Consider the following 19,205-nt stretch of genomic DNA (forward strand, 5'->3'; position numbering starts at 1 on the left):
TAATATTGCGAGATAATGCGATGATCAAACAAAGGACATTAAAACGTATTGTTCAGGCGACTGGTGTCGGTTTGCATACCGGCAAAAAAGTCACGCTGACTTTACGCCCTGCGTCGGCTAATACCGGGGTCATCTATCGTCGCACTGACTTGAATCCACCGGTTGATTTCCCGGCTGATGCAAAATACGTGCGCGACACCATGCTGAGTACCTGCCTGGTGAATGATGAAGGCGTGCGTATTTCGACGGTTGAACACCTGAATGCTGCATTGGCAGGTCTGGGTATCGACAACATTATTGTTGAAGTCGATGCGCCAGAAATTCCGATCATGGATGGCAGTGCCGCGCCTTTTGTTTATTTGCTGATGGATGCCGGTGTCGAAGAGCTGAACAGCGCGAAGAAATTCGTGCGCGTGAAGCAAACGGTACGGGTTGAAGATGGCGATAAGTGGGCCGAGATTAAACCGTACAACGGTTTTTCACTCGACTTCACCATCGACTTCAAACATCCGGCGATCGACTCAAGCTCGCAGCGTTACCAGCTCAATTTCTCGGCTGAATCCTTTGTGCGTCAGATTAGCCGTGCGCGCACCTTCGGCTTTATGCGTGAAATCGAATATCTGCAGTCTAAAGGCCTGTGCCTGGGCGGTAGTTTAGATTGTGCGATTGGCCTCGATGACTTCCGCGTATTGAATGAAGATGGCCTGCGCTTTGAAGATGAGTTCGTGCGTCACAAAATGCTGGACGCCATCGGCGACCTGTTCATGTGTGGTCATAACGTGATTGGCGCATTCTCTGCGTTCAAGTCCGGCCATGCGCTGAACAACAAACTGTTGCAGGCGGTACTGGCGAAGCAGGAAGCCTGGGAATGGGCGACCTTCGAAGACGAAGCTGAACTGCCACTGGCCTTCAAAGCGCCAAATTTAGTGCTGGCTTAATTAGTCAGCCATCAAACGGCGGGCTTCCCTGACACCCTCTCCGGTCAGTGGAACCCGCCGTTTTTTATTGCCCGCCGCTAAGCTGTAATCCCGCTCGCAAAACCCTGTTGCCAGCGACCAAACCCTGCGCAAAAAAACGTGAAATCCGCCGTAAGCCCTTTAATCCCTGATGTCGAAGCCCCACATAAGTGCTATTATCTGGCGCTCATGTAAGCAGGGTGCGTAACGCAACTCTGGCTTAGCGCTTAATGACTGGCATGATGGACGAAAGGTGATCGGGATTTTCTCACGCTGGCGACAACTCGGCAGACGCTATTTCTGGCCTCATCTCCTGTTGGGAATGGTGGCGGCCAGTCTCGGCCTGCCTGCCTGTGCACAAAGCGCAGAACCCACCAGCAGCGATTCGCCGGTCAGCAGCCTGTTTACCGGCAAGGTGGTGCGGTTTGATCACCTGATTCGCCTGCAGGAAAGCGCGCGCCGTCCCAGTTTCAACGTTGACTACTGGCATCAGCACGCCATCCGCACCGTTATTCGCCATCTCTCATTCAGCATGACGCCGCCCGCGACCGCGGAAGCGGAGCATGCATTGCCGCTGGCGGCGCAAAAGCTGGCGCTGATTGACTCGCTGCAGGCGCTGCTGACTTCACCCGCGCAACCTTTAGCCGCGATGGCACCGCCGTCGCGAGCGCATCATGTTTCGCCCAACGTTCACTCTTCTGCTGACTGGCAGGCTGCTATTCATGGCATCCGCGCCGGACCTTTCATTGCTTAACGCTAACGTTATTTTCCTTTTTCTGTTTTTTGCTTTTGCAGCCCGTATTGTCACGGCTGAATTGAGATAAATTTATTATGTTAATCAAATTGTTAACGAAAGTTTTTGGTAGCAGCAATGATCGTACTCTGCGCCGCATGCGTAAAGTGGTCGATGTCATCAACAAGATGGAGCCGGAGTTCGTCAAACTGTCTGACGACGAACTGAAAGCGAAAACCGATCAATTCCGCGAGCGCCTGAAAAAAGGTGAAACGCTGGAGAGCCTGATTCCCGAAGCCTTCGCCACCGTGCGTGAAGCCAGTAAGCGCGTGTTTGGCATGCGCCACTTTGATGTGCAGCTGATCGGCGGCATGGTGCTCAACGAACGCTGCATCGCGGAGATGCGCACCGGTGAGGGTAAAACCCTGACTGCGACGCTGCCAGCCTACCTGAACGCGCTGAGCGGCAAGGGCGTGCACGTTGTGACCGTCAACGACTATCTGGCGCAGCGTGACGCCGAAAACAACCGTCCGCTGTTTGAGTTCCTCGGTCTGACAGTCGGTATTAACCTGCCGGGCATGCCGGCGGTGGCTAAGCGCGCTGCCTATGCAGCCGATATCACCTACGGCACCAACAACGAATACGGCTTCGATTATCTGCGCGATAACATGGCCTTCAGTCCGGAAGAGCGCGTACAGCGTAAACTGCACTATGCGCTGGTGGATGAGGTGGACTCGATCCTGATCGATGAAGCGCGTACGCCGCTGATTATCTCGGGTCCGGCCGAAGACAGCTCCGATCTCTACATCAAGGTCAACAAAATCATCCCGCACCTGGTGCGCCAGGAAAAAGAAGACTCGGATAACTTCCAGGGCGAAGGTGACTTCTGGGTGGATGAAAAAGCCCGTCAGGCGCACATGACCGAACGCGGTCTGGTGAAAGTGGAAGAGCTGCTGGTCAGTCAGGGCATCATGGATGAGGGCGAATCACTATACTCGCCGACCAACATCATGCTGATGCACCACGTGACGGCAGCACTGCGCGCCCATGCACTGTTCACCCGCGACGTTGACTACATCGTGAAGGATGGCGAGGTGATCATCGTTGATGAACACACCGGTCGTACCATGCAGGGACGTCGCTGGTCTGATGGCCTGCACCAGGCGGTCGAAGCCAAAGAGGGTGTGGAGATCCAGAATGAAAACCAGACGCTGGCTTCCATCACCTTCCAGAACTACTTCCGTATCTACGAGAAACTGGCCGGTATGACCGGTACCGCTGATACTGAAGCGTTTGAATTCAGCTCCATCTACAAGCTCGATACCATCGTGGTGCCGACCAACCGTCCGATGGTGCGTAAAGATATGGCCGATCTGGTCTACATGACCGAGAAAGAGAAGATTGACGCCATTATCGAAGATATTCGTACCTGTACGGCTAACGGTCAGCCGGTACTGGTGGGCACCATCTCGATTGAAAAATCGGAAGTGGTATCTCAGGAGCTGACGCGCGCGGGTATTAAGCACAGCGTACTGAACGCCAAATTCCACGCCAGCGAAGCGGATATCGTGGCGCAGGCAGGTCAGCCAGCCGCGGTAACCATCGCGACCAACATGGCCGGTCGTGGTACGGACATCATGCTCGGCGGTAGCTGGCAGGCGGAAGTGGCCGCGCTGGAAAACCCGACGGAAGAGCAGATTGAAGTCATCAAGGCGGCGTGGAAACTGCGCCATGATGCGGTGCTGGCGGCAGGCGGTCTGCACATTATCGGTACCGAACGCCACGAATCACGCCGTATCGATAACCAGCTGCGCGGCCGTGCGGGCCGTCAGGGTGACGCCGGTTCTTCGCGCTTCTATCTGTCGATGGAAGATGCGCTGATGCGTATTTTTGCCTCCGATCGTGTGTCCAACATGATGCGTAAGCTGGGTATGAAGCCGGGTGAAGCGATTGAGCATCCGTGGGTAACCAAAGCAATTGCTAATGCGCAGCGCAAAGTGGAAAGCCGCAACTTCGATATCCGTAAACAGCTGCTGGAATACGATGACGTCGCTAACGATCAGCGCCGCGCCATTTACAGCCAGCGTAACGAACTGCTGGATGTCTCTGACGTTTCGGACACCATCAACAGCATCCGCGAAGATGTGTTCAAAGCCACTATCGACACTTACATTCCGCCGCAGTCGCTGGAAGAGATGTGGGACGTCCCGGGGCTGGAAGAGCGTCTGCGCAATGATTTCGATCTGGATCTGCCCATTGCCGAGTGGCTGGATAAAGAGCCGGATCTGCATGAAGAGACGCTGCGTGAGCGCATTATGAGCCGCGCCAGCGAAAACTATGCGGCGAAAGAAGAAGTGGTCGGCGCAGAAATGATGCGCAACTTCGAAAAAGGCGTGATGCTGCAAACGCTCGACTCGCTGTGGAAAGAGCATCTGGCGGCGATGGACTATCTGCGTCAGGGTATCCATCTGCGTGGCTATGCGCAGAAGGATCCGAAGCAGGAGTACAAACGTGAATCTTTCGCCATGTTTGCCGCGATGCTGGAGTCGCTGAAGTACGAAGTGATCAGCACCCTGAGCAAAGTGCAGGTGCGGATGCCGGAAGAAGTGGAAGCGATGGAGCAGCAGCGTCGTGAAGAAGCAGAGCGCCTGGCACAGCAGCAGCAGCTCAGTCACGTCGATGACGACACCGCAGCGGCCGCTGCACTGGCGGCACAGGGCGGTGAGCGAAAAGTGGGACGTAACGATCCGTGCCCATGCGGCTCAGGTAAAAAATACAAACAGTGTCACGGTCGTCTGGCCTGATAACAAAAAGGAGCCCGCGGGCTCCTTTTTCTTTGGCTGATTAGCGGGTAATCGCCATCAGCTTCTCCTCATTCAGCCGCACGCCATGGTAGGGCAGCGTAACCAGCAGCCCATCCGGCAAACCATAGCGTTTCAGCAACGCCCGGCTCTGAAACAGCAGCTGGTGATAGTTGTTATCGCTGATCCCCGGATAGCTCTCATTCCATACTGTGGCGATAATCTGCCGTTTCGAGGTGATGCGCAGCAGCAGGCAAGAGAAGAAGCGCTTCTGCGCTTCATTAAGCGGGATGGTCTTCTGTTCTGGCCACCAGGTTAAAGTGTTTTGCGCGCTGTCGAGCGTCAGGATGTCGTGAAAAACCAAATGGCGTAAGGTATTCATCTGTTTCTGTGCGTCTTGCGCCAGAAACGTTGTTAGTTTGCGTTCCATGTGTAGTCGGCCTGGCTAGAGTAAAGTGGCTGCGAGTATTCCCAACATGGCGCCGTGCGATCATTACGACCTGTCTTAATAACTGGAATCTGTGCGACAGGATCGCGGTGAAGCCGACAGCAGTTAACATCGTTCGGCGTCTGCTTTAAAATCAGCGCTCACTCACTACAAGCGGAATCCAGCTTATGAAACACCTGCAGGTGGCGGTGGGCATCATTCGCAATGCCAGTCGTCAGATCTTTCTTGCCCAGCGCGCAGCAAGCTCCCACATGGCCAACAAATGGGAGTTCCCGGGCGGAAAAATTGAACAGCACGAAAGTGCAGAACAGGCGTTAAAACGTGAGCTGATGGAAGAAACCGGTATTGAAGTGACGGCGGCGAAAGCGATTGGTCAGGCCGACCACAGTTACGATGACCTGCGTGTTACGCTGCATTTCTTCCTGGTGGAGGGCTGGCAGGGTGAGCCATGGGGACGCGAAGGTCAGCCGCAGCGTTGGGTCGAGCAGCGTGATTTGCTGGCCGATGAATTTCCACCGGCCAACCACGCCCTGATTGCCCGCTTAGTGGCGGGCGAGATTTAAACTCAGGGGCCGCGTGCCCCTGCCGATCACGACTGCTCTTCACTCCAGTCGTCACTCTCCGTCATGTCACCGCTGCTGGGAATGCGTTTCTCCTCAGCGGCCCACTCACCCAGATCGATCAACTGACAGCGTTTGCTGCAAAACGGGCGCCACGGGCTAAGTTCATCCCACATCACGGCTTTACCGCAGTTAGGGCAAGGTACGGTAATCATCTCTTCCTGCATAACATCCTCTAACAACAGGCTAATTCAAAATTCAGTCGCGCCGGCACTTCGCCGCGTTCGCTATCGAGCGGTAAAAAGCGGATGGCATAGCGGCTTTTATGACCGGAGACCTGCGGATAGAGCGCATCTTCCAGCGTCAGCTGCAGGCGCAGCAGGTCGGACCCCTCGGCGTTATCCTGATAAAAGCCGTTGAGGCTGGTCTGATGGCGAAACACGCCCGACTGACGAATCAGGTTGAGGATCATCGTCAGGCTGTTGCGCAGCGGATCGAGCGAGGCCAGCCAGCTATTCACCAGGGTATCGCGCAGCGCCTGTGGCTGGTGCAGCCAGATGTGTAAACCCGGCAGATCAAAACTGCAGCAGCCGCCGGGAATGCTCAGGCGCTGACGTACGGAGGCAATCAGCCGGTCTTCGCGCAGCTGCTGACCCATGCGCGGCGCGGCCATCAGCTCGCTGGATTGCTGCTTCAGCTGATCGCGCAACTGGCTGACGGTGTGTTCATCGACACCCGGCACATCCAGCCAGGCACGCAGTTTTTGCTGTTGACGCTCCAGCTCTTTTAACAGCTCGGTGCGCATATCGCCGCGTTCGAAGATATCCAGCAGGTCGCCAATAATACGAAATACACCGAGTGCGGCAACCGAGCTGTTGACCGGCAGCGTTTCGTGCAGCTGGTTAATCAAAAACTCCACGCGCAGCCAGGTGCGCATTTTCTCATTCAATGGGTGTTCAAACAGAACCACTGTGCTCATGATATTAATCCCGTCCGGTTGCTGCCAGGCGTAAATAGCGCTGGTGAAGTTCAGCAACGCGCGGCAAAGCCTGTTCCGGCGTGCCGCTGTTATCAATGATGTCATCCGCGCAGGCTAAACGCTGCTGACGGCTGGCCTGCGCGGCAAGAATCCGTTGCGCCTGGCTGAGAGAGATACCATCACGCTGGCGGGTGCGCTGCAGCTGCGTGGCCTCATCGACATCCACAACTAATACCCGATCAGCCTGATGCTGCAGACCATTTTCTACCAGCAGCGGCACTACCCACATGACGTAAGGCGAAGCCGCCTGCGCCTTCAGCTGCTGGGTACGGGCGTTAATCAGCGGGTGCAGCAGTTGATTGAGCCAGTTTTTCTCTTGCGGCTGCTGGAAAATAATTTCCCGCAAACGCGCGCGATAAAGCGTGCCTTCTGCGGTCAGAATCGATTCTCCGTGGCGTTTCACAATCGCATTGAGCGCAGGTGTGCCCGGTTCAACCACCTCGCGGGCAATCACATCGGCATCAATGATGTCGACGTTCAGCGCGGCAAAAGCGTTAGCAATGGTGCTTTTACCACTACCAATGCCGCCGGTCAGTGCAACGGTAAAAGGCATAGCGTTCTCTCAACATTTTTCTCATCTGCCGCAGCGTGATGAGAGCCCGATCACAATCGGTTTTCTCAGCTAAATTTAACGGATTGTAGCTTAAATAAAGTGAAATTCGCAGTCTTGTCGCGGAACGAATGGCGCGTATGATAACGACACTGGAGCCGTGAGCGCTACCCGAACTGCGGTTCGTCGTCACTAACCAGGACACTCTGCTATGCGTATCGAAGAAGATGTAAAACTGGGCTTTAAAGATGTATTGATCCGCCCGAAACGCTCCACGCTGAAAAGCCGTTCCGAGGTTGAGCTGGAACGTACGTTCACCTTCAAACATTCAGGCCTCGCCTGGTCCGGCGTTCCGGTGATTGCCGCCAACATGGATACCGTCGGCACCTTTACCATGGCCGAAGCGCTGGCTGGCTTTAACGTGCTGACCGCCGTTCACAAGCACTACAGTGTTGAAGCGTGGCAGACTTTTATCCAGCGCGTACCGGCCACGGTGCTCAGCCACGTAATGGTCTCTACCGGCACCTCAGAAGCAGATTTCACAAAGTTAAGCGCGATCCTCGCGCTGTCGCCCCAACTCAATTTTATCTGTATTGATGTGGCAAACGGCTACTCCGAGCACTTTGTTGCCTTCCTGCAGCGTGCGCGGGAAAGCTTCCCGGGGAAAACCATTTGTGCCGGGAATGTGGTGACCGGTGAAATGGTCGAAGAGCTGATTCTGTCCGGTGCCGACATTGTGAAGGTGGGAATCGGCCCGGGATCGGTCTGCACCACGCGCGTCAAAACCGGCGTTGGCTACCCGCAACTCTCCGCGGTGATTGAGTGTGCTGATGCGGCGCACGGCCTCGGTGGGCAGATTGTCAGCGATGGCGGTTGCGCCGTGCCGGGCGATATCGCCAAGGCGTTCGGCGGCGGCGCTGACTTCGTGATGCTCGGCGGCATGCTGGCGGCACACGATGAGTGCGAAGGCACTCTTGTTGAAGAGCAGGGCGAGCAGTTTATGCTGTTCTACGGCATGAGCTCCGAATCCGCGATGAAACGTCATGTGGGCGGTGTGGCGGGCTACCGCGCCGCAGAAGGTAAAACCGTTCGTCTGCCGCTGCGTGGACCGGTCGCGGAGACGGTGAAAGATATCCTCGGCGGGCTGCGCTCGGCCTGTACTTACGTCGGTGCAGAGCGCCTGAAAGAGCTGACTAAGCGCACGACATTTATTCGTGTGGCAGAGCAGGAAAACCGCGTCTTTAACCGCTGATGTGCCGCAACGGGCGCCGCGTGCGCCCGTTTAACGTATGGCGTCTCCCAGACCAAATACCGGCAGATACATGGCAATCACCAGCGTGCCGACAATGCCGCCAATCACCACCATCATCAGCGGCTCCAGCGAAGCGGCGAGGCTGTCTGCGCGCGCCAGCGTTTGCGCTTCGTGCCACTCCGCCAGCCGCGCCAGCATCACATCCAGCGCACCGGCCTCTTCACCGACGCGGATCAGCTGAGCGCACAGCGGCGTAAACAGCGGATGTCCCTGTAGCGCCTGATGCAGCGGTGCGCCAGCGGCAATATGCTGCTGTAATGCCACGATGGCATCGCGCCACAGTCGCGCGGCCAGCGTCACTTCCACCGCCTGCAGGCTTTGCAGCAGCGTCAGCCCGGCCTGCTGCGTCAGTTGCAGAATCGCGTATATCTGGCTGAGCTGACCGCCGCGCCACAACGGGGCCAGCAGCGGAAGCCGCAGCAGCCACTGCTGGCTGCGCTTTTGCCACGCAACGGATCGCCGATAGGCCAGACGCGCCAGCCACCCGGACGCCACACCGCACAACAGCAGCGGCAGCGCCGCCTGCTGCAACAGTGCTGACAGCGCCATCACGCCGGCGGTAAAGGCCGGCAGCGGTGCGTCAAAGCTGGCGTACACCGCAACAAATTCCGGCAGTACAAACAGCAGCATCCCGGCGCTGACCGCCAGCGCCACCAGCAGGATGAACAGCGGATAGCGCAACGCTTTCACCACTTTCTGGCGCAGAAACTGTTGCCTGCTCTGCTGTAGTGCCAGCTGGCGGCAGCACTCGTCCAGTTGTCCGGTCAGCTCACCCACCTGCATCAGCGCCGGAAACAGCGGCGGGAAGATATCCGGCCAGGCGCGCAGCGCCTGAGAAAACGGCTCTCCGGCCATGACCCGCTGTTGCAGAAGGCTCAGCAGCACGCGCCAGCCTGCATGGGGATGGCCGCTGGCCAGTAATGTCAGACTCTCCGCCAGCGGCAGCCCGGCTTTCAGCAACGTCGCCAGCTGGCGCATCAGGTCAATTTTCTGCTGCCACTTCCAGTCACGCGCGCGCCAGCATTTCCCGCGCTGCCAGCTCACCACCAGCATGCCGCGATCGCCCAGCTGGCCGAGCAGGGCATCCTGCGTGGGCTGCAGCGACTCGCCCTCCTGCAGCAGGCCCATGCTGTCCAGTGCCTGCCAGTGAAACTGGTAGCGATTAGCCATTGCCAAGGCCCACCACGCGCTGCATCTCCTCGAAAGAGGTATCGCCGCGGCTCACCGCCTCCAGCCCGGCGGTCAGCAGCGTTTTCATTCCCTGCTCCGCGGCCAGCGTCAGCAGGTGCTCCAGCGGCATATCAGCCGAGATAGCGTTCTGCAACCTGCTGCTCATCGGCAGGATTTCAAACAGCGCCAGGCGGCCGTAATAACCCGAGAAGCAGTGATCGCAGCCGGGGGCACGCCAGGTTTGCAGCGTGCCGGGCCACATGTCGCCGGGCAGATGGGCAATCGCCTGGCCGGGCTGACGGCAGTGCACGCACAAACGGCGCACCAGCCGCTGCGCCACCACCAGCTGTAGCGCCGGGCCAAGCAGATAGCCGGGAATGTCCATCTGCCGTAGGCGGGTCAGGGTTTCGGCCGTCGAGTTGGTGTGCAAAGTCGAGAGCACCAGATGTCCAGTCTGCGCCGCTTTTACGGCGATGCTGGCGGTTTCAGCATCACGGATTTCACCGATCATTATGACGTCCGGATCCTGCCGCAGCAGCGCGCGCAATACGCGGTTAAAATCGAGACCGCTCCGTGGCTGTACCTGTGTCTGGTTAATCCCCTGTAGCGGAATTTCCAGCGGGTCCTCCACGCTGCAGACGTTTTTCTCCGGCACGTTGAGGGCGCTAAGGCTGCTGTACAGCGTAAAGGTTTTGCCGCTGCCGGTTGGGCCGGTGACCAGAATCAGCCCCTGCGGTTTGGCCAGCGCGTTTTTCAGCAGGCGCAGCTGTGGCGCCGGCATGCCCAGCTTATCGAGCGCAATGGCGCTGTTTTCGCTTTGCAGCAGGCGCACCACCGCTTTTTCCCCCTGGCTGACCGGCAGGGTCGACAGGCGGAACGCCGCCGGTTTGTCATCCATCTCCAGACTGAACTGGCCATCCTGCGGCAGCCGACGCTCCGCGATATCCAGACCGCCGAGAATTTTCAACCGTGCCAGCACGGCGGCGGGTGGGGCATCCGGTAACTGCGGCAGCGGATGCAGCACGCCGTCAATCCGCAGCCGTACGCGCAGCCCGTGACGCTGCGGTTCAAAGTGCACATCGGAGGCGCGTCGCTGTATGGCCTGGCGCAGAATCTGATCCACCGCGTGAATGGCGGACTCGGCGCTGGCCTGTTCGCGCGGTGCCGCACTGCTTTCTGGCTGGTGCAGCAGCTGCTCCAGCCGTGCGGCGGGCCAGCACTCAACCTCGACTGCGCACTGGCTGGCAAACTGCAGCGCCTCTAACAACAGCGGGTCTGGCGCGTCCGCGACCGCCACGCGCAAGTGCGTGGCGTCATGGTGCAGTATTACGGCCTGATAGCGGGCACACAGCGCCTGCAGGGTGCTATCCGGCTTATCCATTGTTTTCTTCCTTGTCGGCAAAGCGGAACTGCTCAAGGCAGCTGTCGCGCAGGCTGGCGTTGTCGCTGGTGCAGCTGCGTTGCCAGCTGAGTGCGCCTTCCGCCGCATTCCATATCGGCAACATTGCAACGGTTAACCCCGTCAGGCTCTCCTGGCCGGTCAGCGTAATGGCACCATTCACCACGCTCAGGCTCGCCACATAGCGTGAGCCTTTGGCGGCGGGAATACCGCGCTCGCCGGCCTGACACTGCGCCGGTCCGCCGCGCTCAATGGCGCACAGCTCCACGGCAGTTTTATAGGGCACCATGGTTTGCAGCATGTCGGTCAGCGCGGCACGTTGCAGATAATTTTGGTAAGCGGGCAGGCCAATGGCGCTGAGGATGGCGACGATACCGATGACAATCATCAGCTCGATCAGGGTAAAACCGCGTTGTTTATCCATAATGAGGCTCCTTGTTGTGGAGCCGCAACGGTAAGAAAGGGCGGGGAAAAGCGGAAGGGGGCGCGTTTCAATCCCGGAAAGGGGCGCGCAGACAATCTGGCGCATTACAGGCGAAGCCACATGATGATGGAAGCCCGCTCGCAATTTGCCGCCAGCACCGGCGGCACGGGCAGACGTCAGACTTCGCGAAAACGCATCGACAGATCGAGCGCCTGCACGTGCTTAGTCAGCGCGCCCACCGAGACATAATCCACTCCGGTGGCGGCGATCTGCGGCAGCGTCGTCTCCGTCACGTTGCCGGACACCTCCAGCAGTGCGCGCTTCGCCGTCAGCGTAACCGCCTGCTGCATCATCGCCAGCGTGAAGTTATCCAGCATGATGATGTCGGCACCGGCCGCCAGCGCCAGCTGCAGTTCGCTGAGATTTTCCACTTCCACCTCGACCGGCACATCCGGATGCAGCCACAGGGCTTTCTCCACCGCTTTACTGACCGAACCGCTGGCAATGATGTGGTTTTCTTTGATCAGGAAAGCGTCGGACAGGCCCAGGCGATGATTCTGCCCGCCGCCGCACAGCACCGCATACTTGAGCGCGGTGCGCAGCCCGGGCAGGGTTTTGCGCGTATCCAGCAGCTGGGTATTGCTGCCAGACAAGAGCGCCACATAGCGGTTCACGGCTGTCGCCACGCCGGAGAGCGTCTGCACAAAGTTTAACGCGGTGCGTTCTGCGGTCAGCAGCAACCGCGCCGGTCCCTGTAATTCAAACAGCAGCTGATCGGCCACCAGCGGTTGGCCGTCTTCGACGTGCCAGGTAATGGAAACGTTATTGCCCAGCTGGATAAACACCTCTTCCACCCAGCGTTTACCACAGAAAACACCGGCTTCGCGGGTGATAACGCGCGCTACAGCCTGCGCCGCCTGCGGCAACAGCTGGGCGGTGATGTCGCGGTCAGCGTCAACGTCACCGCCTAAATCCTCCTGAAGCGCGCGCGCCACGGTTTCCGGGATATCCAGCTGAATACGTTTAAGCAGTTCCTGACGACGATGTTCGGGATTATAACGACGCGACACCATGATTTTGCGGCTCCACCCTGCAGATTACGTGCGCTCACCTTAGCCTGATTTTGCAGCTATTGCCAGACACGCCAGGTGAAATGTTTAGTATCCTTAACTTGCTCATGCCATAACGCATTAAGTCACAAGCAGCGAGGTGGAATCATGGTATTCTCAGCCAGATTTTGTTCAGGATAACAGGCATGAAACTGGAACACGGCTGGATCACGAGCGCACGCAAGGTGCCGTCGCCGCACTTCAATGCGCGGCCGGATAACGAAGCGCCGTCGCTGCTGATCATTCATAACATCAGTCTGCCGCCGGGCGAATTTGGCGGTCCGTGGATCGACCAGCTGTTCACCGGTACGCTACCGGCTGATGCGCATCCCTATTTTGCGGATATCGCCCAGTTACGCGTGGCGGCGCACTGTCTGATTCGCCGTGACGGTGAGCTGGTACAGTATGTTTCCTTTGACCAGCGCGCCTGGCATGCCGGCATTTCGCAGTTTGCCGGACGGGAAAACTGCAACGATTTTTCCATGGGCATTGAGCTGGAAGGCACTGACACGCTGCCCTACACCGATGACCAGTACGCTACGCTGCAGCAGGTTACCCGCCTGCTGATGCAGCATTATCCGCTGACGCCGCAGCGTATCACCGGTCACAGCGATGTTGCGCCGGAACGCAAGACCGATCCCGGTCCGGCATTTGACTGGATACGCTATAAACAGGCTATCGGGCAGGAGCACCCCTGACACCGCAGGAGCAGGTATGACGTTGTTTAGTTTGTTGTTAGTTTTGGGTTGGGAACGCCTTTTTAAATTAGGTGAACACTGGCAGCTGGATCATCGGCTTGAGCCGCTGTTTCGCGGTCGCCAGCGCTTCTCGTTGCTGCGTACGCTGCTGATGACCGTGATCGCCATGCTGCTGGTCTGGCTGGTGGTGTGGAGCCTGAAGGGCATTCTGTTTGGCGTGGCGCAACTGCTGTTCTGGATTGTGGTCGGTTTGCTGTGTATTGGTGCCGGCTCGGTGCGGCTGCATTACCATCAGTACCTTAAAGCGGCGAGCCACGATGATGAAGCGGCCCATCAGGCGATGGCGGCAGAGCTGACGCTGATTCACGGCGTGCCGGTTGACTGTAGCGAGCGCGAATTTCTGCAGGCGCTGCAAAACGCGCTGATCTGGATTAATTTCCGCTTCTATCTTGCGCCGCTGTTCTGGTTTGTGGTGGGTGGCCCTTACGGGCCGGTGTTGCTGGTGGGGTATGCGTTTCTGCGCGCCTGGCAGAGCTGGCTGGCAAAACACCGTTCCCCGCTGGAACGCGCACAGTCCGGCATCGATCGCATTCTGCACGTGCTGGACTGGATTCCGGTGCGGCTGGCCGGTGTGGCTTATGCGCTGCTCGGCCATGGCGAGCGTGCGCTGCCGGCATGGTTTGCCGCGCTCAGCGATGTGCATCGTCCACAGTATCAGGTGCTGACCAGCCTGGCGCAGTTCTCGCTGGCGCGCGATCCGCATCTGGATAAAGTGGAAACGCCACGGGTTGCCGTGGCGCTGGCCAAACGCGTTTCGCTGGTGCTGGTCGTGGTAGTGGCGCTGCTGACTATCTACGGCACGTTAGTGTGATCGGCAGGCGGCACGCCGAAATCCGGTGTGCCGTCTTCGCGCCAGACAAAATATTTAAGCCGCGTATGGCGGTTGGGATCCCACAGCGGATCGCCCTCAATTTCGGTGTAATTCCGTGCGTGATACACCAGCACATCCCGTCCTGCTTCATCCACGGTAAAACTGTTATGCCCCGGACCGTACTGGTGATTATCCCAGCTGGTGGCAAATACCGGCCGCGCCGATTTGTGCCATGCGCTGATGTCGAGCGGATCGGCCTGCGCGTCAATACTCAGTATGCCGAGGCAGTAATTTTCATCCGTGGCGCTGGCTGAGTAGGTGACAAACAGCCGCTCGCCATGGCGAATTACCGCCGGTCCCTCATTAACGCTAAAGCCGGCACACTCCCACTCATACTCCGGCCGGCTGAGCATCAGCGGCTGGGTTTTCAGCGTCCACGGATTCAGTAACTCCGCCAGATACAGGTTGGAGTTACCGGGAATCGCCGGGTCTTTTTGCGCCCACAGATACCAGTTTTTACCCTGATGCACGAAGTGGGTGGCGTCAAGGGCGAAGGTATCGAGGTGGGTTTGCACGCGGCGGCACGGCTGCCAGTGACCGCTGAGCGGATCGGCATCGTCACATACCAGCGCGTACATACGGTGCTGAAACAGCCCCTCTTTGATTTCGCGGGACGGCGCGGCGGCAAAGTAAATCACCCACTGGCCATTAATCAGGTGCAGTTCCGGTGCCCAGATCAGGGCGCTGCAGGGACCACTGTCCGGTTTATGCCACACGGTTGTGGCCGGGGCGGTAATCAGGCCGTTAAGCGTGCTGGCATAGCGCAGCTCCAGCCGATCGTACTCGGGCACCGAAGCGATAAAATAGTAGCCATCGCCGTGGCGCAATATAAACGGATCGGCACGTTGCGTAATAAACGGGTTAGGCCAGCTCATTTAATTTCTCCTGGTTGTGAGGTTGCGCGGCGAACAGGGGCGGACAGGTCATGGAAGTTGGCGCGACGCAGCGCGAGATCCTGCTGGATGGTGCGCATCAGCGCGCGGTCCACTTTCAGCAGGCGCACTACGCCGGCGGTGATCAGATAGCCGACGCCGGGGATCAGGGTAAACAGCAGCACAATGCCGTTAAGCGCGCTGGCAGACTGCTGTTTCGCCGCTGCGTCATAGCCATACATCGACAATAAAAACCCGACCATGGCACCCGCTACCGCCAGTCCGACCTTGAGGAAAAACAGGTTGCCGGAGAAGCTGATCCCGGTGATGCGTTTACCGGTTTTCCATTCGCCGTAGTCATCGACATCAGCCATCAGTGACCAGTGCAGCGGCGACGGGATTTGGTGCAGGATGTTCAGCAGGAAATAAGCGATCACCACGGTGACGGTGGCGTGCGGATCGATCCAGTAAAAGCCGCTGGAGAACAGCGCCAGCGCAATGTTGGTCCAGAAAAACACCTTGAGCTTGCACCAGCGATCGGTGAGGACTTTCGCCAGTGTGCTGCCCAGCATCATGCCGATGACGCCCAGGCTGATAAACAGCGTCGCAAAGTGCGTCGACTGGCCCATCACCCAGGTGACGTAATACATGGTGGCGGCCATGCGAATAAAACCGGGACAGACATTACAGAACGTCAGCAGCAGAATGCGCACCCACTGATCGTTCTTCCATACATCGCGCAAATCTTTCTTCAGATCATCGTTGCTCGGTACCGCCGGGCGAATACGCTCGCGCACCGTGGCAAAACAGAACAGAAACATCACCAGGCCAATCAGCGCCAGCACGCTCATTGCCAGCTGATAGCCGCGCGCTTTGTTGTCGCCGCCAAACCACTCGGCCATCGGCAGCAGCGACAGCGAGAGGATCAGCGTGGCGATGCCCACCATGACAAAGCGGTATGACTGGCAGGAGACGCGTTCACCGGGATCGTTAGTGATGACGCCGCCCAGCGAGCAGTAAGGAATATTGATGGCGGTGTAGGTCAGCGACATCAGGAAATAGGTGACAAATGCCCAGATCACCTTGTTGTCGTAGCTCCAGTCCGGGGTGGTAAACATCAGCACGCTGAACAGCACGTAGGGCAGCGATATCCACAGCAGCCATGGGCGAAAGCGTCCCCAGCGGCTCTGTGTGCGGTCGGCAATTGCGCCCATTATCGGGTCGGTCACCGCATCCAGCACCCGTACTGACAGTAACAGCGTGCCGACCAGCGCCGGGGCGAGGCCAAATACGTCGGTGTAGAAGTAGTTGAGGAACAGCATGATGGCACCGCCGATCATGTTGCATCCGGCGTCACCCATGCCGTATCCCAGTTTTTCTCTGAACGAGAGGGCTGCTCCTTTCATCAGTCGTCTCCTGCGACAAGTGGAGCAAAAATTATCAGCGTTAAATCAGTAACCTGGTGGGGAACAATCGGTCAGGATGATGGACAAAATACGCGGGCGGGGAAAAGTGTGAAGCGGATCGGCCCGGCAGCAGCGTGCCGGGCCCGGTGAAGCATCAGGCTTTCTGTACCCGATTTTTAACGGTATAACCCACGGCCAGCACCAGCAGCCACACCGGAATCAGCCACACTGAAATCGCCATGCCCGGCGTCATTAGCATGATCACCAGAATGGCCGCCAGGAACAGCAGGCAGATCCAGTTACCCAGCGGATACAGCACCGCTTTGAAACGGGTGGTCACGCCCTGCTGATCTTTCTTCTTACGGAATTTCAGGTGCGCGAGACTGATCATCGCCCAGTTGATGACCAGCGCGGAGACCACCAGCGACATCAGCAGGCCGAAGGCTTCACCTGGCATCAGGTAGTTGATCAGCACGCACAGCGCAGTGGCGACCGCCGAGACCAGAATGGTCGCCACCGGCACACCACGACGGTCCACTTTCAGCAGCGCTTTTGGCGCGTTGCCCTGCTGCGCGAGGCCGAACAGCATGCGGCTGTTACAGTAAACACAGCTGTTATACACCGACAGCGCGGCGGTCAGGATCACCACGTTGAGCGCATTTGCCACCAGCGCATCACCCAGTTCGTGGAAGATCAGTACAAACGGGCTGGTCTCTTCGGTGACGCGCGTCCATGGCAGCAGGGACAGCAGCACCGCCAGTGAGCCGATGTAGAAAATCAGGATACGCCACAGCACCTGGTTGGTGGCTTTAGGGATGCTCTCTTGTGGATTGTCGGCTTCTGCGGCGGTGATCCCCACCAGTTCAAGGCCGCCGAAGGAGAACATGATGATCGCCATCATCATCACCAGCCCGCTGACGCCGTGCGGCAGGAAACCGCCCTGGTTCCACAGGTTGCTGACGCTGGCCTGTGGGCCGCCGTTGCCGCTAAACAGCAGCCAGCCGCCAAACAGGATCATGCCGATGACCGCCACCACTTTGATAATCGCGAACCAGAACTCCATCTCTCCGAACACTTTGACGTTGGTCAGGTTGATGGCGTTGATCACCACAAAGAAGATAGCCGCAGTGGCCCAGGTGGGGAATTCCGGCCACCAGAACTGAATATATTTGCCGACGGCGGTGAGTTCAGCCATCGCCACCAGCACATACAGCACCCAGTAGTTCCAGCCGGAGGCAAAGCCGGCAAAGTTGCCCCAGTATTTATAGGCGAAGTGGCTAAAGCTGCCGGCCACCGGCTCTTCCACCACCATTTCGCCGAGCTGGCGCATGATCAGGAAGGCAATAAAACCGGCGATGGCATAGCCGAGAATCACGGCCGGACCGGCCGATTTAATCACTGATGCGCTGCCCAGAAACAGACCGGTACCGACGGCACCGCCCAGCGCAATCAGCTGAATATGGCGATTTTTCAGGCCGCGATGCAGCGTTTCGCCATGCTGTTGTTCCATACAAACCTCATGATGTTGTTATTGTGCACCTGCAGTGCGCGCACTGTAAGGCTGTTCTATCTGTGTACGTTTTTCTTTACGGTATCCGGCGGGCTGTGTGCTAGCCTGAGCTACCCTGGCGACCAGAATAGTGATAAGCGCGCCGCTTTGCACCTGCTTTTGCTTTTTGTGCTGAGAGATGGCTGAAAAAGCAGCAGCATCCTCTGCGCTTCCCTTGCGCTATTTCTGCCATGAATAAGGCTTAAACACGAATAGCATTCGCTTATGGCTACGCAGCCTGGTGCGCGCTAATGCAGTGTAAGGTTTGGTAAAAGTGAAATCTGTTAACATTTGCCGCGCTGAGACGCTTTTCTGCCAGATCCCGGTAAGTTAGCGCACGGTAACCGGTGTCTGCGGTGAAAGTGTGCGGGGGGCCATATAGACACAAGGTGAATACTTTGTTACTTTACGGGCACCATTTTTCAATTGGTATTACCAATTTACTCCGGACGTTTGGCTCATAAGAAGGGATGATGGCCTACAGTAAAATTCGCCAACCCAAGCTCTCCGATGCAATCGAGCAGCAGCTGGAATCCCTGATTATGGAAGGGACGCTCCAGCCGGGTGAAAAACTGCTTCCCGAGCGTGAACTGGCCAAACAGTTTGATGTCTCACGTCCATCGCTGCGCGAAGCAATCCAGAGTCTGGAAGCTAAAGGCCTGCTGCTGCGCCGTCAGGGTGGTGGCACCTTCGTACAGCAGAATCTCTGGCAAAGCCTGAGCGACCCGCTGGTCGGCCTGCTTGCTGAACATCCTGAATCCCAGTTTGACCTGCTGGAAACCCGCCATGCGCTGGAAGGCGTTGCGGCCTACTACGCTGCGCTGCGCGGCACCGATGAAGACCTGCAGCGTATTCGCGACTGTCACGTCAACATCCAGCAGGCGCAGGACAGCGGCGATTTAGATGCTGAGGCCGATGCGGTCATGAAGTATCAGATCGCTGTCACAGAAGCCGCCCATAATGTGGTGCTGCTGCATTTGCTGCGTTCGATGGGCCCTATGCTGGAACAGAACGTCCGTCAGAATTTCGAATTGCTCTACGCTCGCCGCGAAATGCTGGCGAAAGTGAGCGGTCACCGCGCCAGTATCTTTGAGGCGATTGTGGCTCGTGAGCCAGAACAAGCACGCGAGGCATCCCATCGTCACCTGGCGTTCATTGAGGAAATCTTGCTGGACAGAAGTCGGGAGCAGAGCCGTCGTGAACGCTCCCTGCGTCGTTTACAGCAACGTAAGGAATAACGCACGGCAA

At 57.9% G+C, this 19,205-nt stretch carries 19 protein-coding genes; 8 read left to right on the forward strand and 11 right to left on the reverse strand.

The annotated features are described in order from the left end of the window. Positions 1-20 precede the first annotated feature (20 nt). From lpxC to secA, 3 genes are all read left to right on the forward strand, one after another. A complete protein-coding gene (gene lpxC, locus C1Y43_RS10010; protein WP_031279703.1) occupies positions 21-938 on the forward strand; it encodes a UDP-3-O-acyl-N-acetylglucosamine deacetylase in 918 nt (305 codons plus the stop codon). A 271-nt stretch (positions 939-1,209) separates the two neighbouring features. Further along, entirely contained in the window at positions 1,210-1,710 is a 501-nt protein-coding gene (gene secM, locus C1Y43_RS10015; protein WP_031279702.1) for a secA translation cis-regulator SecM, read from the forward strand. 77 nt (positions 1,711-1,787) lie between these two features. Beyond that, entirely contained in the window at positions 1,788-4,493 is a 2,706-nt protein-coding gene (secA, locus tag C1Y43_RS10020; protein ID WP_058780441.1) for a preprotein translocase subunit SecA, read from the forward strand. A gap of 40 nt (positions 4,494-4,533) precedes the next feature. Here the strand turns inward: secA and C1Y43_RS10025 are convergent, their stop codons facing one another. After that, a complete protein-coding gene (locus tag C1Y43_RS10025; protein WP_021507552.1) occupies positions 4,534-4,920 on the reverse strand; it encodes a transcriptional regulator in 387 nt (128 codons plus the stop codon). A 185-nt stretch (positions 4,921-5,105) separates the two neighbouring features. On the opposite strand from C1Y43_RS10025, the gene mutT reads away from it, so the two are divergent. Then, positions 5,106-5,501: an 8-oxo-dGTP diphosphatase MutT gene (gene mutT, locus C1Y43_RS10030; protein ID WP_058774821.1), complete on the forward strand. Its 396-nt coding sequence runs from the start codon at positions 5,106-5,108 to the stop codon at positions 5,499-5,501. Positions 5,502-5,527: 26 nt separating this feature from the next. Here mutT and yacG read toward each other — a convergent pair whose 3' ends face one another. The 3 genes from yacG to coaE are packed head-to-tail and all read right to left on the reverse strand — an operon-like array spanning position 5,528 to position 7,090. Beyond that, on the reverse strand, positions 5,528-5,725 hold the full coding sequence (gene yacG / locus C1Y43_RS10035) for a DNA gyrase inhibitor YacG (protein ID WP_021507551.1): 198 nt from the start codon (positions 5,723-5,725) through the stop codon (positions 5,528-5,530). A gap of 8 nt (positions 5,726-5,733) precedes the next feature. Next, positions 5,734-6,477 carry a cell division protein ZapD gene (gene zapD, locus C1Y43_RS10040; RefSeq protein WP_104094040.1) on the reverse strand — a complete coding sequence of 248 codons (744 nt, stop codon included), beginning with the start codon at positions 6,475-6,477 and terminating at the stop codon, positions 5,734-5,736. A gap of 4 nt (positions 6,478-6,481) precedes the next feature. Continuing rightward, the gene (gene coaE / locus C1Y43_RS10045) at positions 6,482-7,090 is read right to left on the reverse strand and encodes a dephospho-CoA kinase (protein ID WP_088516649.1); all 609 of its coding nucleotides are present in this window, start codon (positions 7,088-7,090) and stop codon (positions 6,482-6,484) included. Positions 7,091-7,298: 208 nt separating this feature from the next. Between coaE and C1Y43_RS10050 the strand changes: the two genes are divergently transcribed. Beyond that, complete coding sequence (locus C1Y43_RS10050; protein ID WP_021507548.1) at positions 7,299-8,339, forward strand: GMP reductase; 1,041 nt, start codon at positions 7,299-7,301, stop codon at positions 8,337-8,339. A gap of 30 nt (positions 8,340-8,369) precedes the next feature. On the opposite strand, the gene hofC is transcribed toward C1Y43_RS10050, so the two are convergent. The 4 genes from hofC to nadC form a co-directional block, all read right to left on the reverse strand. Further along, positions 8,370-9,569: a protein transport protein HofC gene (gene hofC / locus C1Y43_RS10055; protein ID WP_104094006.1), complete on the reverse strand. Its 1,200-nt coding sequence runs from the start codon at positions 9,567-9,569 to the stop codon at positions 8,370-8,372. Then, a complete protein-coding gene (gspE, locus tag C1Y43_RS10060) occupies positions 9,562-10,950 on the reverse strand; it encodes a type II secretion system protein GspE (protein WP_104094007.1) in 1,389 nt (462 codons plus the stop codon). Before gspE ends, hofC begins: the two co-directional genes overlap by 8 nt. Continuing rightward, on the reverse strand, positions 10,943-11,392 hold the full coding sequence (gene ppdD / locus C1Y43_RS10065) for a prepilin peptidase-dependent pilin (RefSeq protein ID WP_104094008.1): 450 nt from the start codon (positions 11,390-11,392) through the stop codon (positions 10,943-10,945). Before ppdD ends, gspE begins: the two co-directional genes overlap by 8 nt. Positions 11,393-11,568: 176 nt before the next feature. Further along, positions 11,569-12,465 (reverse strand): carboxylating nicotinate-nucleotide diphosphorylase, encoded by an 897-nt coding sequence (nadC, locus tag C1Y43_RS10070; protein ID WP_104094009.1) that lies wholly within the window; start codon positions 12,463-12,465, stop codon positions 11,569-11,571. A gap of 182 nt (positions 12,466-12,647) precedes the next feature. Between nadC and ampD the strand changes: the two genes are divergently transcribed. After that, complete coding sequence (gene ampD / locus C1Y43_RS10075; RefSeq protein ID WP_104094010.1) at positions 12,648-13,199, forward strand: 1,6-anhydro-N-acetylmuramyl-L-alanine amidase AmpD; 552 nt, start codon at positions 12,648-12,650, stop codon at positions 13,197-13,199. 16 nt (positions 13,200-13,215) lie between these two features. Beyond that, positions 13,216-14,070, forward strand: coding sequence for a beta-lactamase regulator AmpE (gene ampE / locus C1Y43_RS10080; protein ID WP_031279700.1), 855 nt, complete (start codon positions 13,216-13,218; stop codon positions 14,068-14,070). On the opposite strand, the gene C1Y43_RS10085 is transcribed toward ampE, so the two are convergent. The 3 genes from C1Y43_RS10085 to aroP form a co-directional block, all read right to left on the reverse strand. Beyond that, complete coding sequence (locus C1Y43_RS10085) at positions 14,052-15,005, reverse strand: family 43 glycosylhydrolase (protein ID WP_059010281.1); 954 nt, start codon at positions 15,003-15,005, stop codon at positions 14,052-14,054. The genes ampE and C1Y43_RS10085 overlap by 19 nt on opposite strands. Then, entirely contained in the window at positions 15,002-16,408 is a 1,407-nt protein-coding gene (locus C1Y43_RS10090; protein ID WP_031279699.1) for a glycoside-pentoside-hexuronide (GPH):cation symporter, read from the reverse strand. The genes C1Y43_RS10085 and C1Y43_RS10090 overlap by 4 nt, the downstream gene beginning before the upstream one ends. 154 nt (positions 16,409-16,562) lie before the next feature. After that, positions 16,563-17,918 carry an aromatic amino acid transporter AroP gene (gene aroP, locus C1Y43_RS10095; protein WP_021507540.1) on the reverse strand — a complete coding sequence of 452 codons (1,356 nt, stop codon included), beginning with the start codon at positions 17,916-17,918 and terminating at the stop codon, positions 16,563-16,565. A 512-nt stretch (positions 17,919-18,430) separates the two neighbouring features. Here aroP and pdhR point away from each other — a divergent pair. Next, positions 18,431-19,195 (forward strand): pyruvate dehydrogenase complex transcriptional repressor PdhR, encoded by a 765-nt coding sequence (pdhR, locus tag C1Y43_RS10100; protein ID WP_021507539.1) that lies wholly within the window; start codon positions 18,431-18,433, stop codon positions 19,193-19,195. Positions 19,196-19,205 lie beyond the last annotated feature (10 nt).

This window comes from Pantoea sp. ICBG 828 (assembly GCF_002928355.1).
GTDB classification, from domain to species: Bacteria; Pseudomonadota; Gammaproteobacteria; order Enterobacterales; family Enterobacteriaceae; genus Pantoea; species Pantoea dispersa.

Excerpts from the sequence above, each read along its gene's own strand:
- aroP (WP_021507540.1), bottom strand. The coding sequence starts at position 17,918 with ATGGAACAACAGCATGGCGAAACGCTGCATCGCGGCCTGAAAAATCGC.
- hofC (WP_104094006.1), bottom strand. The coding sequence starts at position 9,569 with ATGGCTAATCGCTACCAGTTTCACTGGCAGGCACTGGACAGCATGGGC.
- ampD (WP_104094010.1), top strand. The coding sequence starts at position 12,648 with ATGAAACTGGAACACGGCTGGATCACGAGCGCACGCAAGGTGCCGTCG.
- mutT (WP_058774821.1), top strand. The coding sequence starts at position 5,106 with ATGAAACACCTGCAGGTGGCGGTGGGCATCATTCGCAATGCCAGTCGT.
- ampE (WP_031279700.1), top strand. The coding sequence starts at position 13,216 with ATGACGTTGTTTAGTTTGTTGTTAGTTTTGGGTTGGGAACGCCTTTTT.
- secA (WP_058780441.1), top strand. The coding sequence starts at position 1,788 with ATGTTAATCAAATTGTTAACGAAAGTTTTTGGTAGCAGCAATGATCGT.
- C1Y43_RS10085 (WP_059010281.1), bottom strand. The coding sequence starts at position 15,005 with ATGAGCTGGCCTAACCCGTTTATTACGCAACGTGCCGATCCGTTTATA.
- lpxC (WP_031279703.1), top strand. The coding sequence starts at position 21 with ATGATCAAACAAAGGACATTAAAACGTATTGTTCAGGCGACTGGTGTC.
- C1Y43_RS10025 (WP_021507552.1), bottom strand. The coding sequence starts at position 4,920 with ATGGAACGCAAACTAACAACGTTTCTGGCGCAAGACGCACAGAAACAG.
- ppdD (WP_104094008.1), bottom strand. The coding sequence starts at position 11,392 with ATGGATAAACAACGCGGTTTTACCCTGATCGAGCTGATGATTGTCATC.
- zapD (WP_104094040.1), bottom strand. The coding sequence starts at position 6,477 with ATGAGCACAGTGGTTCTGTTTGAACACCCATTGAATGAGAAAATGCGC.
- pdhR (WP_021507539.1), top strand. The coding sequence starts at position 18,431 with ATGGCCTACAGTAAAATTCGCCAACCCAAGCTCTCCGATGCAATCGAG.
- C1Y43_RS10090 (WP_031279699.1), bottom strand. The coding sequence starts at position 16,408 with ATGAAAGGAGCAGCCCTCTCGTTCAGAGAAAAACTGGGATACGGCATG.
- gspE (WP_104094007.1), bottom strand. The coding sequence starts at position 10,950 with ATGGATAAGCCGGATAGCACCCTGCAGGCGCTGTGTGCCCGCTATCAG.
- yacG (WP_021507551.1), bottom strand. The coding sequence starts at position 5,725 with ATGCAGGAAGAGATGATTACCGTACCTTGCCCTAACTGCGGTAAAGCC.
- nadC (WP_104094009.1), bottom strand. The coding sequence starts at position 12,465 with ATGGTGTCGCGTCGTTATAATCCCGAACATCGTCGTCAGGAACTGCTT.
- coaE (WP_088516649.1), bottom strand. The coding sequence starts at position 7,090 with ATGCCTTTTACCGTTGCACTGACCGGCGGCATTGGTAGTGGTAAAAGC.
- C1Y43_RS10050 (WP_021507548.1), top strand. The coding sequence starts at position 7,299 with ATGCGTATCGAAGAAGATGTAAAACTGGGCTTTAAAGATGTATTGATC.